The organism is Vibrio sp. 10N.286.48.F5, assembly GCF_041469785.1.
Taxonomy (GTDB): domain Bacteria; phylum Pseudomonadota; class Gammaproteobacteria; order Enterobacterales; family Vibrionaceae; genus Vibrio; species Vibrio crassostreae_C.
In genome coordinates this window covers 265,729-288,531 of record NZ_JBFRLG010000003.1, presented here as the reverse complement: position 1 = coordinate 288,531, position 22,803 = coordinate 265,729, and the positions used below count along the sequence as shown (strand labels likewise).

Here is a 22,803-nt window from a genome sequence, read left to right as displayed (position 1 = left end):
AAGGGATAAACAACAAGATAAAGCTAATCAAGCGAATGGGGTATGGGTATCGAGATACCGACTACTTCTTCTTGAAGATAAAAGCGGCTTTCCCCGGAAAGCCGCGATGAACCTTTTTTATTGCTTAGAATAAGTCATGCTACCTCCCTAAATTCGATTTGTCCTTAGACTACATATAGCCTTAACTTGCACTTCTAATACAACATATTGTGCCCAATTAAACGAGAACCACCAACTTTGAGTATTGATTTAGGTCAATAAAAGCCCCAAGCTGACTAAGATCAATTCATTATTATTACGTTAGTTCTCTCTTTAGGAAAAAATAAACAAAACCAATTATATAGTGTCAAAATCGTTGCTTTTTCTAGAGCCATTGCAGGCAGTGGCCGCGTAGTTATTGGGAGATACAAAACAAGGCAGCTAGTTACGAAAGCTTGTATCAGGCATGTTTTAGTCGCGCATATTTAGTAGTCAGTAGTTTTTTGAATGCTAACTGTATAAACAACCAGTTTTTCTTGATTTATTAGGGCCACATTAGATAATGTGGCCCTAATTGTTTGTAGCATCTGGAAAAACATGTCTCGCCTTATTATTGCTGAAAAACCAAGCCTCGGCCGCGCGATTGCCGCCGCACTCCCTAATCCACAAAAGAAAGACCAAGGGTTTATCAAATGTGGTAATGGAGATGTGGTGACTTGGTGTATTGGACACTTATTGGAGCAGGTTGAGCCGGATGCTTATGACGACCGTTATAAGAAGTGGAATTTAGCCGATCTTCCTATCGTGCCGGAGCAATGGCAGCTAAGACCGCGTAAGACTTCAAGCAAACAGCTCACGGTGATCCGAAAGCTATTGAAGGACGCCACACAAATTGTCCATGCGGGAGACCCAGATAGAGAAGGGCAACTGCTAGTCGATGAAGTGATCGACTACTGCAAGGTATCCAAGGCCAAGAAAGAGTCGATGGACAGGCTGCTGATCAGCGATTTGAACTTACCAGCCGTGAAGCGTGCGCTCTCTCAAATGCGCAGTAACCGAGACTTTATTCCATTGTCTATTTCTGCTTTAGCACGCTCTAGAGCCGATTGGCTGTATGGCATGAACATGACCCGAGCTTACACCTTGCTTGGTCAAAAGGCGGGTTACCAAGGCGTGTTGTCGGTAGGGCGAGTGCAAACGCCAGTACTTGGTTTGGTTGTAAGACGTGATGAAGAAATCGAGAATTTCATTCCTAAAGATTACTTCACTCTGCACGCTTTGATCCCTTATCAAAACAACGGCCAGAGCTTTGATATTCGAGCGCGTTGGAAACCAAGCGAAGCATGTAAACCATGGCAAGATGAAGAAGGCCGAGTGCTCAATCGAAAGCTGGTTGAGAACGTGGCTAACCGAATTGCGAGTCAACCTGCAACCGTGACGGAATCAGAGCAAAAGCAAAGTAAACAAGCTGCGCCACTGCCTTACTCGCTGTCAGCTTTGCAGATTGATGCGTCTAAACGTTTTGGTATGAGTGCTCAGCAGGTGTTAGATACGTGTCAGTCGTTGTACGAGAAACACAAACTCATCACTTACCCGCGTTCTGATAGCCGCTACCTGCCTAAAGATCACTACTCACAACGAGAGTCGGTCGTGGATGCTATCGCTAACAATGCGAAAGAGCTGCAAAGTGGTGCTCAAGGTGCGGACCTTTCTCTTAAATCCAAAGCATGGAACGACAGCAAGGTCGACGCTCACCACGCGATAATTCCTACTCCGAAAAAGTCATCGGTGAACGGCCTATCTGCCAATGAGATGAAGATCTATCAGCAAATCGCTCGTCAGTATCTAATGCAATTCTACCCACCTGCTATTTTTGCCGATGCCAAGTTAGTCTTTGATATTGCTGGTGGCGTGTTCATTGCGAAAGGGCGTCAGCTTATTAACCCTGGTTGGAAGGCGTTGATGGGTAAAACAGATACCGAAGAGAAGGGGGATGGAACTGATGCGGTTCCACCGCTAGATAAAGGTTCTGTGTTGACGTGTCGTGAAGGTGTGATTGGCGATAAGAAAACCGAGCCGCCAAAACACTTCACGGAAGCGACCTTGCTACAAGCGATGACAGGTATCGCGCGCTTTGTCGCGAACAAAGACCTTAAAGCCATTTTGAAAGAGACCGACGGCCTTGGCACAGAAGCAACCCGTGCGGGCATTTTAGATACTCTATTCAAAAGGCAACTGCTAACGCGCCAAGGTAAGAGCATTCATAGTAGCCCTGCGGGCAGAGGTTTGATTCATGCTTTACCTGAGGACTCGACCTTTCCCGACATGACAGCTCACTGGGAGCATCAGTTGCAAGGCATGGCTGAACGAAATCAAGCGTATCAACCTTTCATGCAAGCGCTAGAAAGCAAGATTGATGGTTTGATGGGCAAGGTAAAAACAGGCGAAGTTCCTGAGTCTCTGCGTCATCTTCCTAAAGTCGAAAGACCGGCTTTTAAACGTCGCAAAGGCGGTGGTGCGAAGTCTTCTGCTAACAAAGGTACGTATGCTAAAAAAGGGACTTACGCTAAGAAGGGCACTAAAAGCTAAGACTTATTGAGGTTAGGATTAGCGCCCGACCTTTCGTCCGCAGCGCTTAAACAGCTGCTGCCAATAGTCCACGTGGCGACGAGTTGATGATCGAAAGGCCTGATGTGCATCTTGAATGGGAAAGTAATAATTGTGCAGTTCAGGTTGCGCGTCAAACATCCCTAGTTGCGGGGCTAACTGCTGATAGTAGCCATCCAGCTGCGCCATGTAGGGCTGAACTTTGCCTATATATTGCTGCTCGAACACATTGTTGAGATAACGAAACTTAGTGGTGTCTCGTTGTTTACCACAGATTATACTGTCATCGAAAGTAGTGAGTTGCTTGGTGATGGTATCAAGCTCAACCGATGCACGAGCGAGTGAGTAATACAAATCCCCAAGGGTCGAACTCTTCTCTAATACTTCTTGTACCTCAGTGGTTTTGCCGGAAACGAGCGGCGCGTTTAACGCTTGGTTGAGATGTTCTAAGGCGCCACTGGTTTGTCGTACCTGATCGCCGATATCAGCGTGTAACCACCGACTACCACGCATTTGTGACTGCATAGCATCGCTGGCATAGATGAGATTCCATTGATGCAGTGGAAACTGTGCGAGTTTCTGTTGCTCAATTTCTCTTAGTAATTCTACGATCTCTGGGTCTAATTCATTACTGGATAAACATTTGCCCACGCCTTCAAGTAGCGCGACTTGATAATCGTAATTACGAAACTCATCCGCGACCTTGCCCAGAACCGAATTTCTTTCTGCAATCAGATTGAACAATCCACACTGACGAAGCTGGTAACTGTCGATGAGACCGATAGAAAGCGAGGGCACGTCAAGCAGCAGTTCTCGTTTTCTCGGTAGGCTTTCAAATTCCCATTCCTCTATTATCTCGTCAGCATCTTGTACTCTGGCTATCTTTGTTTGATAGTCGTCGAACAAGTCGCCGGGGCCATCACTGAAACAGCCAGCTAGCATCACTGTTAGACAAAACAGCGTTGAGTGCTTAACTAGGTTTGAGAGATGCCCTGCATTCATCTGTGGATTACCAGTCAATTTCGCTGCCATCGAAATTGAAGAAGTGACCACTCACTTCGGTATTCGCTGACTCGATGACTTCAATCAGGCCGGAAGCTGAAGTGTCGGTGTCGATCAGAGCATTAGGGCCACCCATTTCAGTCTGCACCCAACCTGGATGCAGTGCTAACACCGTAAAGCCATCATCGGTTAAGTCGTTGCTTAGGCTCTTCACCACGGAGTTTAGAGCGGCTTTAGAGGAGCGATAGATGTAACCGCCGCCTGAGGTGTTCTCTGACATACTGCCGACTCTAGAGGATAAACAAGCGACCTTTTTGATATCGCTGTCTTTGAGTAAAGGCAATAGCGTTTCGACAAGCTTTAGTGGAGCGATGGTGTTGACTTCGAATACACGACGCCACTCTTCGACATCGGTATTACCTAGCCCATAGCCTTTAGGGCCATAGTAGCCAGCGTTGTTGATCAAGATATCAATCGACTCTATTTGCGAAGGGAGTTGGCTTACTGCTTGGTAATCGGTTATCTCTAATTGAATACAGGTAAGGTTGGTGTTGTGGTCTGTGAGTGAGAGCAGTTCTTTTGCTGAATTGTCATCACGATAAGTCGCGTACACCTTGTGATTACTTTCCAAGTATTGTCGAGTCAGGCTTAAGCCAATGCCGCGGTTCGCTCCAGTAATAAAAATAACGCTCATGGTGATTCCTTTTCAGTTCAATTAGTTAAGTTTGATGGCTTAACACGAGAAAATCAACGCTCCACCAACTGGTCATTAGCATTCCTACAAAAATCATTACTGCTGCCGCTGAGCCGCAGATCACCCCAAAGATGAGTATTACGTTTTTCATTATGGTCTCTACTTTATAATTAATAACAATGATAACCATTATCATTAATTAAGGTTGTCGCCAAGTTTGAGGCTGTTATGATTTTGAGAAAGATACGCAATTAGCCTGATTATGATTCCTTTAATTTACCACCCAATCTATTCACAGTTACCTTTACCAGAAGGTCATCGCTACCCAATCAACAAATATCAGTTGTTGCATAGTGCTGTTGAGGCGCTGATGAATAGCGAACCTCGATGGAAGTGCAAGTTTGAAGTGTGCCAACCAACGCCGGTTTCGGTTGAGCAAGTAAAACAGGTACATGATAGCGAATATGTTGATTTGCTCGTGTCTGGTAAGTTACCTGCAGCAAAGATGAGACGTATCGGTTTCCCGTGGAGCGAGCAACTTATCGAAAGAACACTCTACTCAAGTGGTGGAACCTGCTTGGCCGCTGAAATGGCAATAGAGACTGGTTTAGCGATTCATTTGAGTGGTGGTTATCATCATGCGCATCATGATTTTGGAAGTGGCTTTTGTTTGTTGAACGATTTGGTTTTAGCGGCAAAACACGCGCTGACCTTTGAACATATCGATAAAGTGCTGATCGTTGATAGCGACGTTCATCATGGTGATGGCACAGCAACTCTTTGCCAAGACAACGACGACATCATTACTCTGTCGTTCCACTGCGATAAAAACTTCCCTGCACGAAAGCCGCTATCCGATTTAGATGTGCCATTAAGTCGTGAAACAGAAGATGAAGAGTTCCTACGTTGTTTTGAACAAGTCACTAAGTTAGCGATTGCTCACCATCAACCTGATCTGATTATTTATGATGCGGGGATAGATATTCATCAAGACGATGAACTGGGTTATTTGAATGTCTCGACACAAGGGATATTTGAGCGCGACTGTTTCATGATTGAATTAGCGAAATCAGAGTCTATTCCGATGGCTTGCGTAGTCGGTGGCGGGTACCGCACTAAACACCAAGATCTGGTGCCGATTCACATGCAGCTGTTAAAAGCGGCCTATCATGTTCACGGTTAACCTCTCAAATTAGCGGCTGATAGTTCATTGAAATGATGGTGTGAAATAAGCGCCTTTTGCACCATAAAAGACACGCTTGCATCATTGTGACTCATATAAAGTACTTTTTTATTAATTAGTTACGTATTTGTGTGGTTAATTGCGGTCTGTAAATTGCTTGACCCATGTGTCTATAAAAACACAAGGGATAAAAATGAACCTGACGGACAAGGAACGTAGTTGGCTTAATTGGTTTGGCGCAACAGGAAAACTGGCTATGCGCAGAGCTTGTTTCCTCAATCGAAGTAGGACGGAGGAGCTTGAACAAGCTTTTGAAAGTATTGCTCACACGCGAGTTCAACTTCTGCATAACTGGGTCAAGAATCAATGGGACTTTTTAGAAGACTCTGCTGTTTATTTGGCAAGTCGAACGGAAGAGCAAGCACAGGGGACGTTATCTAGCCTTCTTAAACGCAGTACGGATTTTTCTGAGTTGGCGATCGTCGATGCTAAGGGGATAGCACAAGCATCGAGTTATCATGAGCATGTAGGGGTTAACCTTGGAGACAAGAAGGCTTTAGTTGAAGGGGCTTCAAAGCGTTATCTGCATGGGCCGTATATGGATCAGCGCACGTTGAACGTAGGGGCTTCGAGTTCATCGTTTCATGACCAAGTAACGCTGATGTTTTATGTCCCCTTTTCTCGGGATGAAGGGGCGCCGCAATTCCTATGTGGTCGTGTTCCAAATGATGTTATTGGTGACATTATTCAAAGAGAAGCGGGGCATATTTATAGCGAGTCGGGTGATAACTATATCTTTATGGTCGACTCCATTCATGATCCTAATACTCAGCCGGGTGTTGCGCTCTCTCGTTCTCGCTTTGAAGATAATACCTTTTCACACGGCGAGAACTTAAAGCAAGGGATTCATACTGATTGGGGAACGGTTAAGATCCAGCACCACACCGAATTTGAGATTCGCTTTACAGACCCAGCCACTAATCAGCTTCACCCAGGCGTAAGAGAAACCATTAAAAATGGCAATAACTTGTTTATTGGTTATCCGGGGTATTCTGACTATCGCCACATACCCGTTATTGGCAAAGGTATCACTTTTCAATTGGATGGTTCACCAGATACCTTTGGCATGATGTGTGAGTCCGATTTAGAAGAGGTCTACAGAGACCGAAGTCTAAGTTATACCTTATCTAAGCACTTTATCAGCTGCATGCTACTGCCTCTATTTGTTCCATTACTGTTTGCCAACCTTTATACACTCACACCTTTTATGCAGAGTGGCATTATGTTCGCTTGCGCGTTGCTTTCATTGGGCTTATTCCGTTTAGTTAGCGCCAAACCACTAGCGAAGAAGATTCATGAAATGACCGGGGTAATGCAGACCTTAGCCGAAGGTGATGGCAACTTAAGTCGGAGACTTGATCCCACCACATTCAGTCATAATGAACTTGGCAACTTAGGGCGCTGGACTAACAGTTTTATCGACAATTTAGATAACACGGTGAGTGAGTTGATCCATGCGAGTCACGAAGTTAGAGAGGTTTCGGAATCGATGTTTCGTCGCAGTGTCGTGATGAAGCAAACCAGTGATGATGCATCACAAGCGTTAAGCAATATGCTTCAGTTGAGTCAGTATCAACAGAGCGAAATTACTCATGCGAGTGTCTCAGCAACGCAAATGGACACGGTGATGAAACAAGCCGTCCTGAGCGCAGAGAAGGAGTACAATCAGTCCGTCGAAGGCATGGAGATTGTTCGCAATATCGTAGAAAGCGCGGCGCATAGCGTGAATGAGGTGAATAATGAAATGACTAAGGTGTCTGATATTATAGATATCATTACTGACATTACCGCGCAGACTAACCTTTTGGCCTTGAATGCGGCCATTGAGTCGGCAAGAGCAGGTGAACACGGGAGAGGGTTCTCTGTCGTCGCTTCTGAAGTAAGAACTCTGGCTGACCGAACTTCACAAGCTGCTAACCATATTAGTGACCTAATGAAAGAGCTGCATAGTAAGTCTCGCAGTGCTGTTGAGTCCATGGAGCGAGGTGTCGAGAATGTGAGTAAAGGAAACTTAACAGTCGACTCAAATGCTCGCAGTGAGCAAATTCAATCAGCGGTGAGTGACCTCTTTACCACGATGTCTAACTTAGATGAAAACAGTCAGAAAAATGGACAAACGGCAGATAAAGCCCAACGTTCAATATCTGACTTACAACTGTCTACTAAGCAACTCGCACGTCGAGTGTCCTTGATGGGCAATGCATTGAGCCGTTTAGACCAATTGATTGGGCGTTTTGAAGTGAGCCGAAAGGTGGCGTAGTGGAAAATACGTAAGTTCTTTACGCAAACGCCAGATACAAAAAAGCCGCTGATTTCTCAGCGGCTTTCTTTAATGTGGTGGAGGGATAGGGATTTGAACCCTAGAACCGCTATTAACGGTTGCCGGTTTTCAAGACCGGTGCTTTCGACCACTCAGCCATCCCTCCAGTGGCGCGTATAATATAAGGGTGGCTTTCGCTTGTAAATACCCTTATTAACTGACTGCTTTTTTTATGAACGCTTTTTGGTATTTTTGTTCTGAATGATTATTTATTGTTCGGTTTATTAAGAAGCCGACAAAATCTAATATTCAATAAGCTAAGTATTCCCAACTTTTGTTATACGTGAAGTGTTTCTGTGCTATTAAAAAAGAAAGTATCTAATTGGCTTGCAGGTAAAGTTATGAGGGGAGTGGCTTAGGCGCATGAACTTTTAGTTTAGAACGGTGAGATCGGAATTTAAAACTAGGTATAAAGTGAATGGGTTTGAAACTGGGACTGTAGAGAGTTTTGTTAGATGAGCTTTATATTTTAAAAAGCTTCAGATACAAAAAAGCCGCTGATTTCTCAGCGGCTTTCTTTAAAGTGGTGGAGGGATAGGGATTTGAACCCTAGAACCGCTATTAACGGTTGCCGGTTTTCAAGACCGGTGCTTTCGACCACTCAGCCATCCCTCCAGTGGCGTGAATAATATAAGGGGTGGAGGATCTTGTAAACCCTTAATTTTCATAATTTTGTTTTGTTGCTTGTTTTCTAATCATTCACGGCAATAAAAAAGGGAAGCCATTGGCTTCCCTTTGCTGTTTGCTGATTATTTAGTCATTTTTTGTGTAGAAACGCTGTAGCTCTGTCAGGCCTTGCATCAACACAGGTAAGCGAGGGCTTACGTTTTTCAGGCGCTTGTAATTTTGGTCGTACAATTTGTAGTTACCAAATTTATCCAACACCGTTGTTTGCTGGTCAGTAACAAGAGCAAGTTCACGAGAGTCGCCCGCGAGAATCCACTTTCTGTTACGTTCATTAAACAGGCTGCGACCACTACTGAAATCTGTTGGGTTCGAAGATACACCCAATAGCTCTTGCATCAGTGTTACTGACACGTCTAGATGACTAGAACGGTGGGTGTATTCAGAAGCAGACTTGCCAGGCCAGCTGATAAACAGTGGTACTTGTAACTGATAACGACTGTAGTTGGAGTTTGCACCCCAGCTGTTGGTTTTGGTTTCGTTAAACTCAGTACCGTGGTTAGAGGTAATGATAACCACCGTGTTATCGGCAAGCTCTAAGCGTTCCAGTTCAGCGTAGATAGTTGCTAGCTGAGCATCGGCCGCTGTCGCCGACTTTTGATAGTCTGCTGCAAAACGCTCTGCTGTCGTTAGCGTAGAGTCCGACTCTGAACTTGAATCGTAGCTGGCGAAGTTATCCAGTGTGGTTAATTCAATAAAGTTAAACCAAGGGCGTTTAGCTTGCGGTGATTGAATCCAGTTAGACCAAGCTTTTATGGCACTCTGGTCATCATAAGTTGCTTGCTCTGGCATCACATCACGGCCTCGGAAGATAATATCCGAGTAAAGTGCATCGCTAAAGTTGTCGCCACTGAAAGCAGCGAACTTGTAATCGTGATTCTCTAAAACATCGAGCAATACTGCGCTTGACCCCTGAGCTTCAATGCTGCTTGCGTAGCTGCTCGGTAGGCCGTAGAACAAGCCAAAAATACCGAACATATCGTTACTTGAACTGTAGTGGTTGGTGAAGTTGATCGACTGTTGCGCGTAGGCATAGCTGTTTGGCATCGCCGTCGCATTAAGTGCGTCAGAGCGAAGGTTGTTCACACTCACCATCAGGATATTAAGATCATCACTGCGGCGGTTGTATTGAATTTTTTCTAGCGGGTAGCTAACTAGGTTTACATTCTCTTTGTTCGCTTCTAAACGCTCAAGGTACTCTTCACGGTCTAATAGGCCATGTTTTTCCATAAAGCTTTTCGCTGTCATAGGGTAAGACAGTGGGAAGTTCGCTTTCTGGCTAGTAATTGGGTTATAGAAGTACGCATCAGCCCACATGTAGGTCAAGTGGCTGCTGATGAAACACAAGAAGAAGACGGCAGTAATCGGACGGCCAATGTGTTTATGAGACAGTTTACGCTGCTTACGCCAAACCCACTCAGATAGACCGAGTTGCAGCAAGAAGATAAGCGGCATAACAATGAAGAGGTGCTGCAAATCAGACGTGAATGCAGATTCCTCTCCACTGAATAAAACCTCCCACACGACAGGCGTCAGGTGGAGGTTTATATTTTGATACGTTTGGGTATCAATCAGTAGGACAGTTAAACCTATGGTCGCGAAGATAACGGCAACCAAACGTAATAACTTCCTCGACGGAAGAATAAAAGTGAGCGGGAACAGCACTAATAGATAGAGCGCGAACACTAAAAAGCCAAAATGACCAACCCACGATGCAGCCAAATAGAATTGGCCTAGCAAGGTTTCTGGCCAAGCAGATTGAGTAATATAACGAGTACCAATCAACATCGCAGCAATGATGTTGAAAAATGCAAACCAGTGACCCCAACCAACCAGTCGAGATACACGATCGCTATATGAGTTTGCGCTGTCTACCATTTATAATTCTTTTATCCGTCAATCAAATTTAGTGAGACTTTTTATCTTCAAGAGAAGAAATTAAAGCCTCGGCAAATTTTTCAGCAATTCCTTTGCGTTGTGAAGCAGCAACATTCTGATTTAAGACATTGGTTGCGATATTTCCAGCGATCATCAGTGAAAGTTCTGGCGAAGCTTTGTGCTTAGTTAGTACAGCACCTACTTCAGCTAGGATTTTTTCAACTTGATCATCTGTGTATTTAGATATAATCGGCATAAGGACTCTAATAATGATAGTAAAAGCGGCTTATGATAACCTACTATGCACGACAACTGAAACCTGAACGGTAATATTTTCACTATGAGCCTTCACCTTTCCAACGTAATTTTACACCAGCTGAGCAAGAACGATCAGGATGAGCTGATTGTTAACTATCGTGCTGAATCTCTAGAAAACGATGCTTCATCTGAAAGCCTAGTTGCTGAACTTCACCGTGTTTTTAATTCAAAAGCAGGCAAAGGGTTTGGTTCTTTCAAATCTGACAGCGAATTCCAGCAGTGGTTGCATCAACTTCGTGCTGGTGAGACAAACTTTTACGATTTTTCTCAAAAGAGTGCGCAACGTCTAAAAGACGAACTATCAAAGTACCCATTCGCTGACGAAGGTATCTTGGTAATGGCTGAATATCAGTCACTTGCAACAGATTACCTTTTCATTGGTTTATTGCCTTCAAACCAAAGCCTAAAGGTAACTGAAGGGCTTGATATTAGTGCGACTGACTACCTTGATATCTCAAAAATGGATATCGCGGCTCGTCTAGACCTTTCAACTTATGAGACTGATAAAGAATCAAACCGTTACTTAACTTACATTAAAGGACGTGTTGGCCGTAAAGTCGCGGATTTCTTCTTAGATTTCTTACAAGCTGAAGTTGGTTTGGATGCGAAACAGCAGAACCAAGTACTGATGCAAGCGGTAGAAGACTTCGTTTCTGACTCTAAATTAGAGAAAGAAGAAGCGATCAGCTACAAAAAGCAGGTTGCGGATTACTGTAACGAGCAGCTTAAAGCGGGCGATGAAGTACAAGTTCGTGAACTTTCTGGTGAGTTGCCAGCAAGCACTGATGGCACAAGCTTCTTTGACTATACTAGTGAGCAAGGCTACGAGTTAGAAGACAGCTTCCCAGCCGATCGCGCAACTATGCGTAAACTAACAAAATTTGTTGGTGCTGGTGGCGGTTTGAATGTTAGTTTTGATAGTCTGCTTCTAGGCGAACGTATCTTTTACGATCCGGAGACAGACACGCTAACGATTAAAGGCACTCCACCGAACTTACGTGACCAACTGACTCGCAATAAGTCATAGTCCGAAGTTAACGGATAAAAGCGGCAGCAGGACGTTGTCGCTTATTTTGTGCTTAATCTTTTAGCTACGGTCATGGCTTCAAGTTAACACGCACAAGGAATATAGATGGAACAATCAGTAGCAAAGCCCAAACGCTTTAAAAAACCAGCCACCTTTTTGGTTGTGCTCTTGGCTCTGTGGTTACTTCCTTCATTGGCTCTTCTTAATCTAAGCCGTTCCTACACCAATTCTCTAGCTCAAATCGAAGAGCTCGGTATTCGAGTCAACGAATTGAGGCAATCGCTTTATTTCTCAGAACCGCTTCGAGTCTCTCGTATCAATGATCTCGCACTCGATGCTCAGTTGGTTTATTCGATCCGACTGCAGATTGAATCTGATTTCCAACACGCCTTGTTTCGTCCTGATGTCAACCAACTGTTGTACGTAGCTGATCAGTTCCTAGAAAAGTTCGATGAGTTCATTCCAATAGAAAGCCAAGTTCAAGACATCGTTGATAACATTAAGATCTTGCGTGCTGATAAAGAGCTTTCCCCTCAGCTAAAACCGCTCCTCAACGAATTCGGTGTTGTGGTATTTGAAGCCATGTATTCTGAAAATCAAAGTTCGTCAGCGACTTATCGCGCCTTTGATTCCATTCTAGAAAAATCTTATTCCTTAGAAAACGAAGAACAAGATGCACTCCAACAACTACTGGCTGATGCGTCAGCATTGTTGAGTGATTACGCTCAGCTTAACTATTTGGTTGATAAGATTAAGAAAAACTCAGTAAATGAACAGATCATAAAACTCGAAGCTGAGTTCCATGATCGTCAATTCAACCTATTGTTGGTGATGCTAGGCTTAAGCTTGGTGGCGATGAGCGGGATAGTGTTTTGGGGCGTTAGGTCCACAAAAACGATGAAAGAAGCAGACCAAGAACTCAGCTCTGAACTAGAAATTAATTCAAGTAAGGAAGACGCTTCTTATAGCGATGTTGTTTCCTCAGCAGTGAAACAAGCAGATAGTGACGCTTATGTATCCGAGAACAGGCCAACGCGCCAGTCTTCCTACTCTCAACCTCCGCAGAGCGTTAACGTTACAAGCCAACCCGTTGTACCGCAATACTCTATTCAGCAAGTCCCTGAACAGGCGCCAGTAGTAGAGAAACACGTTGCCAGTGTCACAGATTCAAAGCCTGCGATTGATATCGAAGACATGTTAGAAACGCTCGATGGTGATGCTGAGTCTGTCGAACTCTTGCTTGGTGTGTTTGTACAAGACCACGCAGGTGACTACGAGAAGTTTAAGTCTTTGTTGACCAAAGATGAAACCTCCGCGGCTCGCATTGTACATAGCTTAAAAGGCGTGGCTGGCAGTATTAAAGCGTCTCGGTTAGCCATCATTGCCGCAACCATTGAAATGACAATGAAGCAGTCCAGAGCGATCAGTGAACATGATTTAGCTGAACTAGAGCAGGCTATAAAAGCCTCTGTGGATTCTGCTCATGAATATTTAGACAGTCAGCGTTAACTTTTACAGGGTTTTTGACAATACTCTGACGAAGCGCTCATACAATCCGCGCCCTTAGTCTTTTTCAGAGGTTTATATGTTACGAGTTTCGAGTCGAAGTTGGATGGTGTTGGTGCTTAGCATTGTGCTAAGTGGTTGTTCTCTCTTAGAAGTTAAGTTAGATAGTCAAACGACGCCTCTCACTCAAAAAGAGTTAAATGCTCGGCTCATGACGCGTGAATACGCCAAGATGTTTTTTACACGAGTAGAAGACTCGGCTGATTTAATCGCGCAATTTTATCCTGCTGATGACACTTTACATCAATCTTATGTGTTGCTTTGGAAGATCCATGCAGAGCAGGGATTACAACAAGCGGCTTACCAAACTTCCCCAATGTCTGCGTTAATTGACTCGTGGGTTTTCACTGCCCAAATGAATCAGTTTTATAGCCAAGGCGATGGCGCGGACCTATTCGCGACGGATGATGCGGTAGAGGCTGCTCGTTTTCTTGACCAAGAAGCAGATAAATTGGCAAAGGGTGTATTGAACTCCAGTGATTTCAAAAAAAGCAAAGCGTTCGTTGCTCAGTTTGCTGCTAGCCACCCATTTAAAGACCTCACATTCAGAAGCACACCAGCTTACCGTGAATGGCTAAGTTACCTTGGTAAAGACGAATCGCAAATCGTTCAGAGCTTAGGCACCATGCCAGAAGCCATGAGTGACGCATCTGATCGTTTAAGCCTTATGGCTGACCAGACACCGAAACTGATGTCGTGGAAGGCGGAGCTGGTTGCATTGAATAGCTCGCTAACGGGTGAAGACCTATCGATGACGCTGGAAAGCCTTCGTCAAACATCAGCAAGCATGCAAGACTTCATTGAGAACAACCCGGAGTACATGCAAACACTGGCTTCTATTATGTCGACAGAAATGCAACCATTGCTCAACGACCTCAGTGATAAAACCGACCAAAAATTAGCGATGCTGAGTGATGAACGTGTGGCATTAGAAAAAATGGTGACACGTGAGAGAGAAGCTCTAGTAGAGATGATTGCGAAAGAGCGCATCGAGATTGCCGGCATTGTGACTTCAGAAAGAGAACTGTTCACGCAAGACCTTGATCGCGTCTCTCAAGAGGTGGTGGTACTGGCGATTGATAAGCTAATGGAGTTAATCAAAGGTGTGATTATCTACTTCATCCTGTTTATCTTAGTAGTGTTCTTTGCACCGTTAGGCATCGGTTACTGGTTGGGTAAACGAACCGCCAATAAATAGATAAATAAGTAAATCAGCAGATCAAAAAAGAGCGCTCTAGGGCGCTCTTTTTGCATTTATCCATTAACGTTTTGAGTTACGTTCGAAAGCGTTAGCTCCTGAACTTAAGCTTGTTGCTTGCTTAACTCGGTCGCTTCTTCAGCTTCAAACGCTGGTGCTGTTGGTTCACACTTATCAACGAACCAACCCATGTAAGATGTCACGATAGTCACGATGATACAGATGAAGCTTAACCACATGAAGGGTGCGTAAGACAGCGTCGCAACACCAAGAATACTCGCCATGTAGATACCGTTATCACTCCAGGGAACCATACCCGACGTTAGCGTGCCACCAAACTCAGCATTACGAGATAGGTTCTTACGCTTGTAGCCTAAACGGTCGTAGTTTTTCGCACAGATTTTTGGCGTAAGGATTAACGATACGTACATTGCAGAACCGAACACGTTACCCATGAAGGCCGTACCAATTGTGCTCGTCGCTAGTGAGCCTGCGCTGTTTACGCGGCGCTCAAACACCTTAGCGATTGTCTCTAGTACGCCCACTTTATCCAGTAAGCCACCGAAACCTAGACCAAATACGATAACCGCAACTGAACCTAGCATTGAAGACATGCCGCCACGGTTAAGAATCGAATCAATAAACTCTACGCCAGATGAGATTGAGAACGGTGCCCAAGCAGTGTTGAATGCCGTTAGGAAGTCGATATCTTGGATCATGACTGCCCAGATAATACCCAGCAGAGAACCAAAACTGATGACCGGGAATGAAGGCATACGGAAAGCCAACAGACCAAGCACGATAAGTACCGGAACGAATGAGTAAGGCGTGATGTAGAACTGAACTTCCATCGCTTTGATGACAGAGTCTACTTGGCTCATGTCAACGTTGCCCGCGTAGTGGAAACCAAACGCAGTAAACATGATGCCTGTAATCACGTAGCTGATTAACGCAACTGGAAGCATGCCCTTGATGTGTTCAACCACTTCAACACCAGACATTGAAGAAGCCAGAATCACTGAATCAGAAAGAGGAGACATCTTGTCACCGAAGTAACAGCCTGACAGCACGGCACCTGCAGTAATCGGTGCTGGAACACCTAGGCCTTGGCCGATACCCATCATCGCGATACCTGCTGTACCCGCAGCACCCCAAGAAGTACCGGTCGCCAATGCAGTTAGAGAACAGATGATCATGGTCGCTAAAAGGAAGATAGAAGGGTGGATAGCTTTCAGACCATAGTAAATGATAGTAGGTACGATCCCGCCTGAGATCCAAGTACCAACAAGAGCGCCAACGGCTAAAAGTATTAAAACCGCGCCTAAGCCATTGGATATTCCTTTGAGTGCTGCTTTTTCTAAGTCTTTGTATTGGTGTCCAAGACGAATACCAAGAACCATGATAATGAACCAGCCAATATACAAGGCAAGTTGAATTGGAAGGTCAAGCTTTGCAGTAAAGGAAAAAGCAAGGGATAGAAATAGTCCTAACGCGATGAATACCTGCAATAGGTTCGGTAGGCGAGTTTTACTCTGCTTCATAAAAGCCTCTTGTGATTTCGAGCATTTATAGTGCTTCGTTATAGTGTGTGGTGCAAAACGGACACTACAGTAATTAGTTTATTATATCGAAAAAATACGCCCAAGTTGTGATATTTGACTGTTAACTCAATCAATTGTGGTTTCATAATCTAAATTTTTGTTACATTCATGATTGTTACATGTTGAAATCTGTCGCACGTTGTTTTCGTTTTGTAAAATAAAACTCTGATTAACCTTGGTTTAAAAGAGGGATTTACTGTTTGTGATGAGCGTCGATTGAATCGACTTTGGCGATGTAAATGTTTGAATTTGACGATAATGGACGCTTAATCAATGAGGTGGAGATGGAATGTCGATACAGAGATAACTGCACGATTCATTACGTTCACTTAAAAGAAACGAAAAAGTTACACTTTTTGACAAAAAGCACTTGAGTTCTGTTTCTGAAAAACTTATAGATGGGGGAGAGCAATTTTTAATTTATACATGGAGAGTGAGCGATGAGAGTAGGTCTAGTTGGTTGGCGCGGTATGGTTGGTTCTGTACTGATGCAACGTATGGTTGAAGAGAAAGACTTCGACTTGATTGAGCCTGTTTATTACAGCACATCTCAGATTGGTATTCCTGCCCCTGTTTTAGGTGGTAAAGATGCGGGTCTACTTCAAGACGCTTTTGATATTGATAGCCTAAAACAGCTTGATGCTGTGATTACCTGTCAAGGCGGCGATTACACATCAAAAGTATACCCAGCACTGCGTCAAGCAGGTTGGAAAGGTTACTGGATTGATGCAGCATCTACTCTGCGTATGGATGCTGATTCAATCATCACTCTTGATCCTGTTAACTTGGCTCAAATCCAGCAAGGCATTCACAGCGGCACCAACACGTTCGTTGGCGGTAACTGTACTGTGAGCTTAATGCTTATGGCTCTAGGTGGTCTGTACGAGAAAGGCATGGTTGAGTGGATGAGTGCCATGACTTACCAAGCAGCTTCTGGTGCGGGTGCTAAGAACATGCGTGAGCTGATCTCACAAATGGGTGTGATCAACGACAGCGTAAGTTCTGAGTTAGCAAACCCTTCAAGCTCAATTCTTGATATCGATAAGAAAGTGGCTGATACGATTCGTTCATCTTCATTCCCAACAGACCAATTTGGTGCTCCGCTTGCAGGCTCACTGATTCCTTGGATCGATGTGAAGCGTGAAAACGGTCAGAGTAAAGAAGAGTGGAAAGCCGGTGTTGAAGCGAACAAGATTCTTGGTCTAGATGGTCAGCCAATCCCAATTGATGGTACTTGTGTACGAATCGGTGCAATGCGTTGTCACGCTCAAGCACTAACGATCAAGCTTAAGCAAGACGTGCCAATGGACGAGATCGAAGAGATCATCGCAACGCACAATGATTGGGTTAAAGTGATTCCTAATGACCGCGACATCACGGCACAGGAGCTAACACCAGCGAAAGTAACAGGCACAATGTCTGTACCTGTCGGTCGTCTGCGTAAGATGTCGATGGGTAACGACTTCCTAAACGCCTTCACGGTTGGTGACCAACTACTTTGGGGTGCTGCAGAACCACTACGTCGTACTCTGCGCATTATCCTTGCTGAGAAAGCGTAATAGGCAAGATTGCTTAAATTCTATTAGCTGATAAACCGAAAGGGTTGACGACAAACGTCAACCCTTTTTAGTTTATTGCTACCTCGTTATTCGGCCCTCGAAACTGCCCTTAAATCTCTTCGCATCTCGCTACTCGAATCTCGTGTCTGCTTTTATTTCTCGTCGGTGACGACACGCTTGTCTGGATCCGCTAATTCGCTAGCACAGTGCTTGCAATACATGGCGTCTGAATCATGACCCGCTCGGTTACAGTTCGGGCACTTAACCAATTCTTTGTGCGAGTTCATCTCATTACTGAGTTCTGCAGTAATGATCCCGGTTGGCACTGCTAAGATAGAGTAACCCAATAGCATGGTCAGTGATGCTATGGCTTTACCAAGCGCGGTCTGCGGCACCATGTCACCATAACCTACCGTAGTGATAGTCACGATGGCCCAATAGATACTGTGAGGAATACTGGTGAAGCCATTGTCAGGACCTTCAATAACAAAGATCAAGGCGCCAAAGATAACCACCAAGATGCCGACGGTGCTAAAGAAGATCAGTATCTTTCGTCGTGCCATTAATAGTGAGCGCAACAGAATATTGGAATCTTGCAGGTAGCGAACCAGCTTTAGAATTCGGAAGATACGCATCACACGCAGCAGTCTCACCACACCCATAAATGAAGCGCCTGGGAAGATGATTGCTAGGTAGGTCGGAAGAATCGCCAATAGGTCAACGACACCATAAAAACTGGTGGCGTAAGATTTTGGCTTTGGGGAGCAATAGAGCCTTAACAAATACTCAAGAGTGAAGAGTGCAGTGAAGGTGTATTCGATATAACGCAGCTGTTGTGACCATTCGGTCATCACATTAGGGATGGATTCTAAGATCAGAACCAACAGCGAAGCCAAGATTGCAACGATCAGAGTTATATCAAATGCACGTCCGGCTGGCGTGTGAGTACCAAAGATAATGACGTACAAATGATGCTTGAGTGGCTTGCGTGACATAAGGAGAGGTTCGTCTTCTGTTAAATGCATTAACAGTCATTATACAAGCTTCATAATAACGAGGCGAGTGAAAGCCCAATTGCTTTACTCGCCTCATCTATATTTCAATATTGTTGCCCTTTATAGAGCAACCGAAATGTTGTTAAACGTTATGCCAAGCCTGGGAACAGATTACGTAGGCCATTGGCGATGAACTCGATGCCCAATGCGCCAAGAATCAGACCCATGATACGAGTGATCACGTTGATACCCGTTTGACCTAAAAAGCGAACGATAACCGGCGCTGAACGGAACAAAAGCCAAGAGCACGTTGCGAATGCGATGATGCTAATGCCGATGCCGACCGTATCAATAGCAGCAGGGTAGCGAGAACCATAAACAATGGTCGAGCTGATTGCACCTGGGCCTGCCATTAGCGGCATAGCAAGTGGAACAACGCCGATCTGCTCTTTGCTGATGTATTCAGACTTCTCTTGTTTGTTCTGCTTATCTTCACCGAGCTTACCGCTCATCATCGAAAATGCGATGCTCAGTAATAGTAAACCACCTGCAACACGGAATGAGTCCAGCGAGATACTAAACATATCAAGCAGCATTTGCCCCGCAACAAGAGAGACAATGAGGATCACGGCAACAGCAATGTTTGCTTGTAAGGCTGTCCTGTTCCTCTCTTCTGGCGGCATATGAGCAGTAAGAGAAACAAAAACAGGCATGATGCCGATTGGGTTTACGGCAGCAACAAGCCCAAGGAAGAATTGCATAAAAATTGCGAGTTCTAAGCCTTGCATGAGAGCGATCTCCAGTTAGCGTACTTAAGGTTGAAGGGTTGATCTGTGAATAGTTTAGGCGCGTAATGTAAGGGACAAACTCGATTTACGCGAATGAAAAAAACTAACTTGAAATGGGTGATTCTTTTTAGAAAAACTAATTGAATCTCACTTTTGTTTTAAGCCTGTTGCAAGCTAGTTGGTAGTGTTTAATTTTGTAATTTATTATTGAGTAACTGTTAACCGACGCACGAAATTAATAAAAATTATGTCAGAATCTAGCCCGTACAACGGTATGGATATACTCTCAGTAGCACGAATATAGCTGTATACATGTAATTTAACGGACTAAAAATGAAACTTTTTTACAGTTTATTACGCTATGTAGAAAAAAGTTGTCTGTTTGCTTGTTTTTTTCGCGAACGAAAAGTGTGAGTTTAATCTATATAAATCATGCTCTTAAGTTCATTTTTTCGATTGCCTTACTACTTTCTGGTTAATTCTTTTTGGGTAACTGATCTGGGTCAATTTTTTTCACACAGTGAAATAATATACTCAGCCCTGAAAGCAATTTACTAAGAACGTTGGTGTTTAAGGTTAACGGCAAGCAGCGAGTTTAATAAAAAGTTTTTAATATTTATTATTTTAGGAGATCCACCATGCCTGTAACTAACTTAGCGGAACTTGATGCTCTAGTAGCTCGCGTTAAAGCAGCACAAGAAGAGTTTGCAACATTCTCTCAAGAGAAAGTAGATGCAATCTTCCGCGCAGCTTCTCTTGCTGCTAACCACGCTCGTATTCCACTTGCTCAGCAAGCAGTTGCTGAATCTGGAATGGGTATTGTTGAAGATAAGGTTATCAAAAACCACTTTGCATCTGAATTTATCTACAACAAATACAAAGACGAAAAAACATGTGGCATCTTAGAAGAAGATGACAACCTAGGCACAATGACTATCGCTGAGCCTGTAGGTATCATCTGTGGTATCGTTCCAACAACGAACCCAACTTCTACAGCAATCTTCAAATCTCTAATTTCTCTTAAGACACGTAACGGCATCATCTTCTCGCCACACCCACGTGCAAAGAACTCAACTAACGACGCAGCGAAACTAGTTCTAGACGCAGCTGTTGCAGCGGGTGCTCCACGAGACATCATCGGTTGGATCGACCAACCATCTGTAGAGCTTTCTAACGCGCTGATGAAGCACGACGGTATCGCACTTATCCTTGCTACTGGTGGTCCAGGCATGGTTAAAGCAGCATACTCTTCTGGTAAGCCTGCTATCGGTGTTGGTGCTGGTAACGTTCCTGTCGTTATCGATGAAACAGCTGACATCAAACGTGCTGTAGCATCTATCCTTATGTCTAAGACTTTCGATAACGGCGTAGTATGTGCTTCTGAGCAAGCTGCAATCGTAGTTAGCGAAGTATATGACGAAGTTAAAGAGCGTTTCGCTTCTCACAAAGCTCACGTTCTATCTAAAGCTGACGCTGATAAAGTACGTAAAGTTCTGCTTATCGACGGCAACCTAAACGCTAAAATCGTAGGTCAACCTGCTCCAGCAATCGCTGAAATGGCGGGTGTTAAAGTTCCTGCTGATACAAAAGTACTTGTAGGTGAAGGTCTTGGTAAAGTTTCTTACGATGACGAATTCGCTCACGAGAAACTATCTCCAACTCTAGGTCTATTCCGCGCAGATGACTTCGAAGACGCAGTTGCTCAAGCGGTAACTATGGTTGAAATCGGTGGTATCGGTCACACATCTGGTCTTTACACTAACCAAGATACTAACGCAGACCGCATCCGTTACTTCGGTGATAAGATGAAGACTGCTCGTATCCTAATCAACATCCCGACTACTCACGGTGGTATCGGTGACCTGTACAACTTCAACGTTGCACCTTCTCTAACTCTAGGTTGTGGTTCATGGGGTGGTAACTCTATCTCTGAGAACGTAGGTCCTAAGCACCTTATCAACAAGAAAACTGTAGCGAAGCGAGCTGAAAACATGTTGTGGCACAAACTACCTAAGTCTATCTACTTCCGTCGTGGTAGCCTTCCAATCGCAATGAGCGACCTAGAAGGTAAGAAACGCGCATTCCTAGTAACTGACCGTTTCCTATTCAACAACGGTTACGCAGATGACGTAGTTAGCTTGCTTAAAGCACAAGGCATCGAAGTTCAAACTTTCTTCGACGTAGAAGCGGATCCAACGCTATCTGTTGTTGAGAAAGGCGCTGAAGCAATGAAGAGCTTCCAACCTGACGTAATCCTTGCTCTAGGTGGCGGTTCTCCAATGGATGCTGCTAAGATCATGTGGGTTATGTACGAGCACCCAGAAACTCACTTCGAAGAACTAGCAATGCGCTTTATGGACATCCGTAAACGTATCTACAAGTTCCCTAAAATGGGTCAAAAAGCTGAGCTTGTATGTATCACTACAACTTCAGGTACAGGTTCAGAGGTTACTCCATTCGCTGTTGTTACTGACGACAAGACTGGTGCTAAATACCCACTAGCTGATTACGAAATCACGCCAAACATGGCTATCGTTGATGCGAACCTAGTAATGAACATGCCTAAGTCTCTAACAGCGTTCGGTGGTTACGATGCAGTAACTCACGCTCTTGAAGCTTACGTATCTGTTCTAGCGAACGAGTACTCAGACGGTCAAGCTCTTCAAGCTCTTAAGATGCTTAAAGAATACCTACCATCAAGCTACAAAAATGGTGCGGCTGACCCAATAGCTCGTGAGAAAGTACACAACGCAGCAACTATCGCTGGTGTAGCATTTGCGAACGCATTCCTAGGTGTGTGTCACTCAATGGCTCACAAAATTGGTGCTGAGTTCCACCTACCACACGGTCTTGCTAACGCACTACTTATCTCAAACGTTGTACGTTACAACGCGAACGATAACCCAACTAAGCAGACTGCATTCTCTCAGTACGACCGTCCACAAGCACGTCGTCGTTACGCTGAAGTTGCTGACCACCTAGGCCTAAGCCAAGCTGGTGACCGTACAGCTCAGAAGATTGAACGTCTACTGACTTGGTTAGAAGAGCTTAAAGTTGACCTAGACATCCCACTATCTATCCAATCTGCGGGTGTTAACGAGTCTGACTTCATCGCTAAACTAGACGAGCTAGCTGTTGAAGCGTTCGATGACCAGTGTACAGGTGCTAACCCACGTTACCCTCTAATCACTGAGCTAAAAGAAGTTCTAACAACTTCTTACTTCGGCCAACCATACGTTGAAGGCGAAACTTTCGAAGGTACTACAGTTATCCTTAAGAAAGCAGACCAAAAGCCAGCTGAAGCGAAAGCGCCAAAAGCTAAAAAAGAAAAAGCTAACGCATAA

Annotated in this window: 16 protein-coding genes and 2 tRNA genes; 9 read left to right on the top strand and 9 right to left on the bottom strand. The window is 44.4% G+C overall.

Features of this window, described 5'->3' with window-relative positions:
- Together AB4185_RS02785 and AB4185_RS02780 are read left to right on the top strand one after the other, a co-directional pair.
- Nucleotides 1-110: transposase (locus tag AB4185_RS02785; RefSeq protein ID WP_136977434.1), on the top strand; the 110-nt coding region annotated here is incomplete at its 5' end.
- Nucleotides 111-576: 466 nt separating this feature from the next.
- Entirely contained in the window at nucleotides 577-2,568 is a 1,992-nt protein-coding gene (locus tag AB4185_RS02780) for a DNA topoisomerase III (RefSeq protein WP_372134804.1), read from the top strand.
- An 18-nt stretch (nucleotides 2,569-2,586) separates the two neighbouring features.
- Here the strand turns inward: AB4185_RS02780 and AB4185_RS02775 are convergent, their stop codons facing one another.
- Together AB4185_RS02775 and AB4185_RS02770 are read right to left on the bottom strand one after the other, a co-directional pair.
- Nucleotides 2,587-3,618, bottom strand: coding sequence for a DUF3080 domain-containing protein (locus AB4185_RS02775; RefSeq protein ID WP_372134802.1), 1,032 nt, complete (start codon nucleotides 3,616-3,618; stop codon nucleotides 2,587-2,589).
- On the bottom strand, nucleotides 3,596-4,282 hold the full coding sequence (locus AB4185_RS02770) for an SDR family oxidoreductase (protein WP_372134800.1): 687 nt from the start codon (nucleotides 4,280-4,282) through the stop codon (nucleotides 3,596-3,598). Before AB4185_RS02770 ends, AB4185_RS02775 begins: the two co-directional genes overlap by 23 nt.
- A 262-nt stretch (nucleotides 4,283-4,544) precedes the next feature.
- Here AB4185_RS02770 and AB4185_RS02765 point away from each other — a divergent pair, with 262 nt between their 5' ends.
- Complete coding sequence (locus AB4185_RS02765) at nucleotides 4,545-5,465, top strand: histone deacetylase (RefSeq protein ID WP_136973525.1); 921 nt, start codon at nucleotides 4,545-4,547, stop codon at nucleotides 5,463-5,465.
- Nucleotides 5,466-5,658: 193 nt separating this feature from the next.
- Entirely contained in the window at nucleotides 5,659-7,785 is a 2,127-nt protein-coding gene (locus AB4185_RS02760; RefSeq protein WP_372134798.1) for a methyl-accepting chemotaxis protein, read from the top strand.
- 75 nt (nucleotides 7,786-7,860) lie between these two features.
- Here the strand turns inward: AB4185_RS02760 and AB4185_RS02755 are convergent.
- From AB4185_RS02755 to AB4185_RS02740, 4 genes are all read right to left on the bottom strand, one after another.
- Nucleotides 7,861-7,951: transfer RNA gene (locus tag AB4185_RS02755), tRNA-Ser, on the bottom strand.
- Nucleotides 7,952-8,369: 418 nt separating this feature from the next.
- Nucleotides 8,370-8,460: transfer RNA gene (locus AB4185_RS02750), tRNA-Ser, on the bottom strand.
- A 138-nt stretch (nucleotides 8,461-8,598) separates the two neighbouring features.
- Nucleotides 8,599-10,407, bottom strand: coding sequence for a DUF3413 domain-containing protein (locus AB4185_RS02745; RefSeq protein ID WP_017065981.1), 1,809 nt, complete (start codon nucleotides 10,405-10,407; stop codon nucleotides 8,599-8,601).
- A 28-nt stretch (nucleotides 10,408-10,435) separates the two neighbouring features.
- Nucleotides 10,436-10,663, bottom strand: coding sequence for a YejL family protein (locus tag AB4185_RS02740; protein WP_004734063.1), 228 nt, complete (start codon nucleotides 10,661-10,663; stop codon nucleotides 10,436-10,438).
- An 84-nt stretch (nucleotides 10,664-10,747) separates the two neighbouring features.
- Here AB4185_RS02740 and yejK point away from each other — a divergent pair, with 84 nt between their 5' ends.
- From yejK to AB4185_RS02725, 3 genes are all read left to right on the top strand, one after another.
- Nucleotides 10,748-11,752, top strand: a complete 1,005-nt coding sequence (gene yejK, locus AB4185_RS02735; RefSeq protein ID WP_017061190.1) for a nucleoid-associated protein YejK — start codon at nucleotides 10,748-10,750, stop codon at nucleotides 11,750-11,752.
- 105 nt (nucleotides 11,753-11,857) lie between these two features.
- The gene (locus AB4185_RS02730) at nucleotides 11,858-13,261 is read left to right on the top strand and encodes an Hpt domain-containing protein (RefSeq protein ID WP_372134796.1); all 1,404 of its coding nucleotides are present in this window, start codon (nucleotides 11,858-11,860) and stop codon (nucleotides 13,259-13,261) included.
- Between the two features lie 76 nt (nucleotides 13,262-13,337).
- Nucleotides 13,338-14,516, top strand: a complete 1,179-nt coding sequence (locus AB4185_RS02725; RefSeq protein ID WP_372134794.1) for a chemotaxis protein — start codon at nucleotides 13,338-13,340, stop codon at nucleotides 14,514-14,516.
- 104 nt (nucleotides 14,517-14,620) lie between these two features.
- Here AB4185_RS02725 and nhaC read toward each other — a convergent pair whose 3' ends face one another.
- Nucleotides 14,621-16,057, bottom strand: a complete 1,437-nt coding sequence (gene nhaC, locus AB4185_RS02720) for a Na+/H+ antiporter NhaC (protein ID WP_017063453.1) — start codon at nucleotides 16,055-16,057, stop codon at nucleotides 14,621-14,623.
- A gap of 500 nt (nucleotides 16,058-16,557) precedes the next feature.
- On the opposite strand from nhaC, the gene asd reads away from it, so the two are divergent.
- Nucleotides 16,558-17,676, top strand: coding sequence for an aspartate-semialdehyde dehydrogenase (gene asd, locus AB4185_RS02715; RefSeq protein ID WP_017629874.1), 1,119 nt, complete (start codon nucleotides 16,558-16,560; stop codon nucleotides 17,674-17,676).
- 152 nt (nucleotides 17,677-17,828) lie between these two features.
- Here the strand turns inward: asd and AB4185_RS02710 are convergent, their stop codons facing one another.
- Both AB4185_RS02710 and AB4185_RS02705 read right to left on the bottom strand, forming a co-directional pair.
- Nucleotides 17,829-18,671: an ion transporter gene (locus AB4185_RS02710; RefSeq protein ID WP_029235134.1), complete on the bottom strand. Its 843-nt coding sequence runs from the start codon at nucleotides 18,669-18,671 to the stop codon at nucleotides 17,829-17,831.
- A gap of 149 nt (nucleotides 18,672-18,820) precedes the next feature.
- Nucleotides 18,821-19,459 carry a YchE family NAAT transporter gene (locus AB4185_RS02705; protein ID WP_004734056.1) on the bottom strand — a complete coding sequence of 213 codons (639 nt, stop codon included), beginning with the start codon at nucleotides 19,457-19,459 and terminating at the stop codon, nucleotides 18,821-18,823.
- A 638-nt stretch (nucleotides 19,460-20,097) separates the two neighbouring features.
- Here AB4185_RS02705 and adhE point away from each other — a divergent pair.
- Nucleotides 20,098-22,803 (top strand): bifunctional acetaldehyde-CoA/alcohol dehydrogenase, encoded by a 2,706-nt coding sequence (gene adhE, locus AB4185_RS02700; protein ID WP_372134792.1) that lies wholly within the window; start codon nucleotides 20,098-20,100, stop codon nucleotides 22,801-22,803.

Coding starts and splice junctions, on each gene's coding strand:
- AB4185_RS02710 (WP_029235134.1), bottom strand. CDS start 18,671: ATGTCACGCAAGCCACTCAAGCATCATTTGTACGTCATTATCTTTGGT.
- AB4185_RS02745 (WP_017065981.1), bottom strand. CDS start 10,407: ATGGTAGACAGCGCAAACTCATATAGCGATCGTGTATCTCGACTGGTT.
- AB4185_RS02780 (WP_372134804.1), top strand. CDS start 577: ATGTCTCGCCTTATTATTGCTGAAAAACCAAGCCTCGGCCGCGCGATT.
- AB4185_RS02705 (WP_004734056.1), bottom strand. CDS start 19,459: ATGCAAGGCTTAGAACTCGCAATTTTTATGCAATTCTTCCTTGGGCTT.
- AB4185_RS02775 (WP_372134802.1), bottom strand. CDS start 3,618: ATGGCAGCGAAATTGACTGGTAATCCACAGATGAATGCAGGGCATCTC.
- adhE (WP_372134792.1), top strand. CDS start 20,098: ATGCCTGTAACTAACTTAGCGGAACTTGATGCTCTAGTAGCTCGCGTT.
- AB4185_RS02765 (WP_136973525.1), top strand. CDS start 4,545: ATGATTCCTTTAATTTACCACCCAATCTATTCACAGTTACCTTTACCA.
- AB4185_RS02770 (WP_372134800.1), bottom strand. CDS start 4,282: ATGAGCGTTATTTTTATTACTGGAGCGAACCGCGGCATTGGCTTAAGC.
- AB4185_RS02740 (WP_004734063.1), bottom strand. CDS start 10,663: ATGCCGATTATATCTAAATACACAGATGATCAAGTTGAAAAAATCCTA.
- asd (WP_017629874.1), top strand. CDS start 16,558: ATGAGAGTAGGTCTAGTTGGTTGGCGCGGTATGGTTGGTTCTGTACTG.
- nhaC (WP_017063453.1), bottom strand. CDS start 16,057: ATGAAGCAGAGTAAAACTCGCCTACCGAACCTATTGCAGGTATTCATC.
- AB4185_RS02725 (WP_372134794.1), top strand. CDS start 13,338: ATGTTACGAGTTTCGAGTCGAAGTTGGATGGTGTTGGTGCTTAGCATT.
- yejK (WP_017061190.1), top strand. CDS start 10,748: ATGAGCCTTCACCTTTCCAACGTAATTTTACACCAGCTGAGCAAGAAC.
- AB4185_RS02760 (WP_372134798.1), top strand. CDS start 5,659: ATGAACCTGACGGACAAGGAACGTAGTTGGCTTAATTGGTTTGGCGCA.
- AB4185_RS02730 (WP_372134796.1), top strand. CDS start 11,858: ATGGAACAATCAGTAGCAAAGCCCAAACGCTTTAAAAAACCAGCCACC.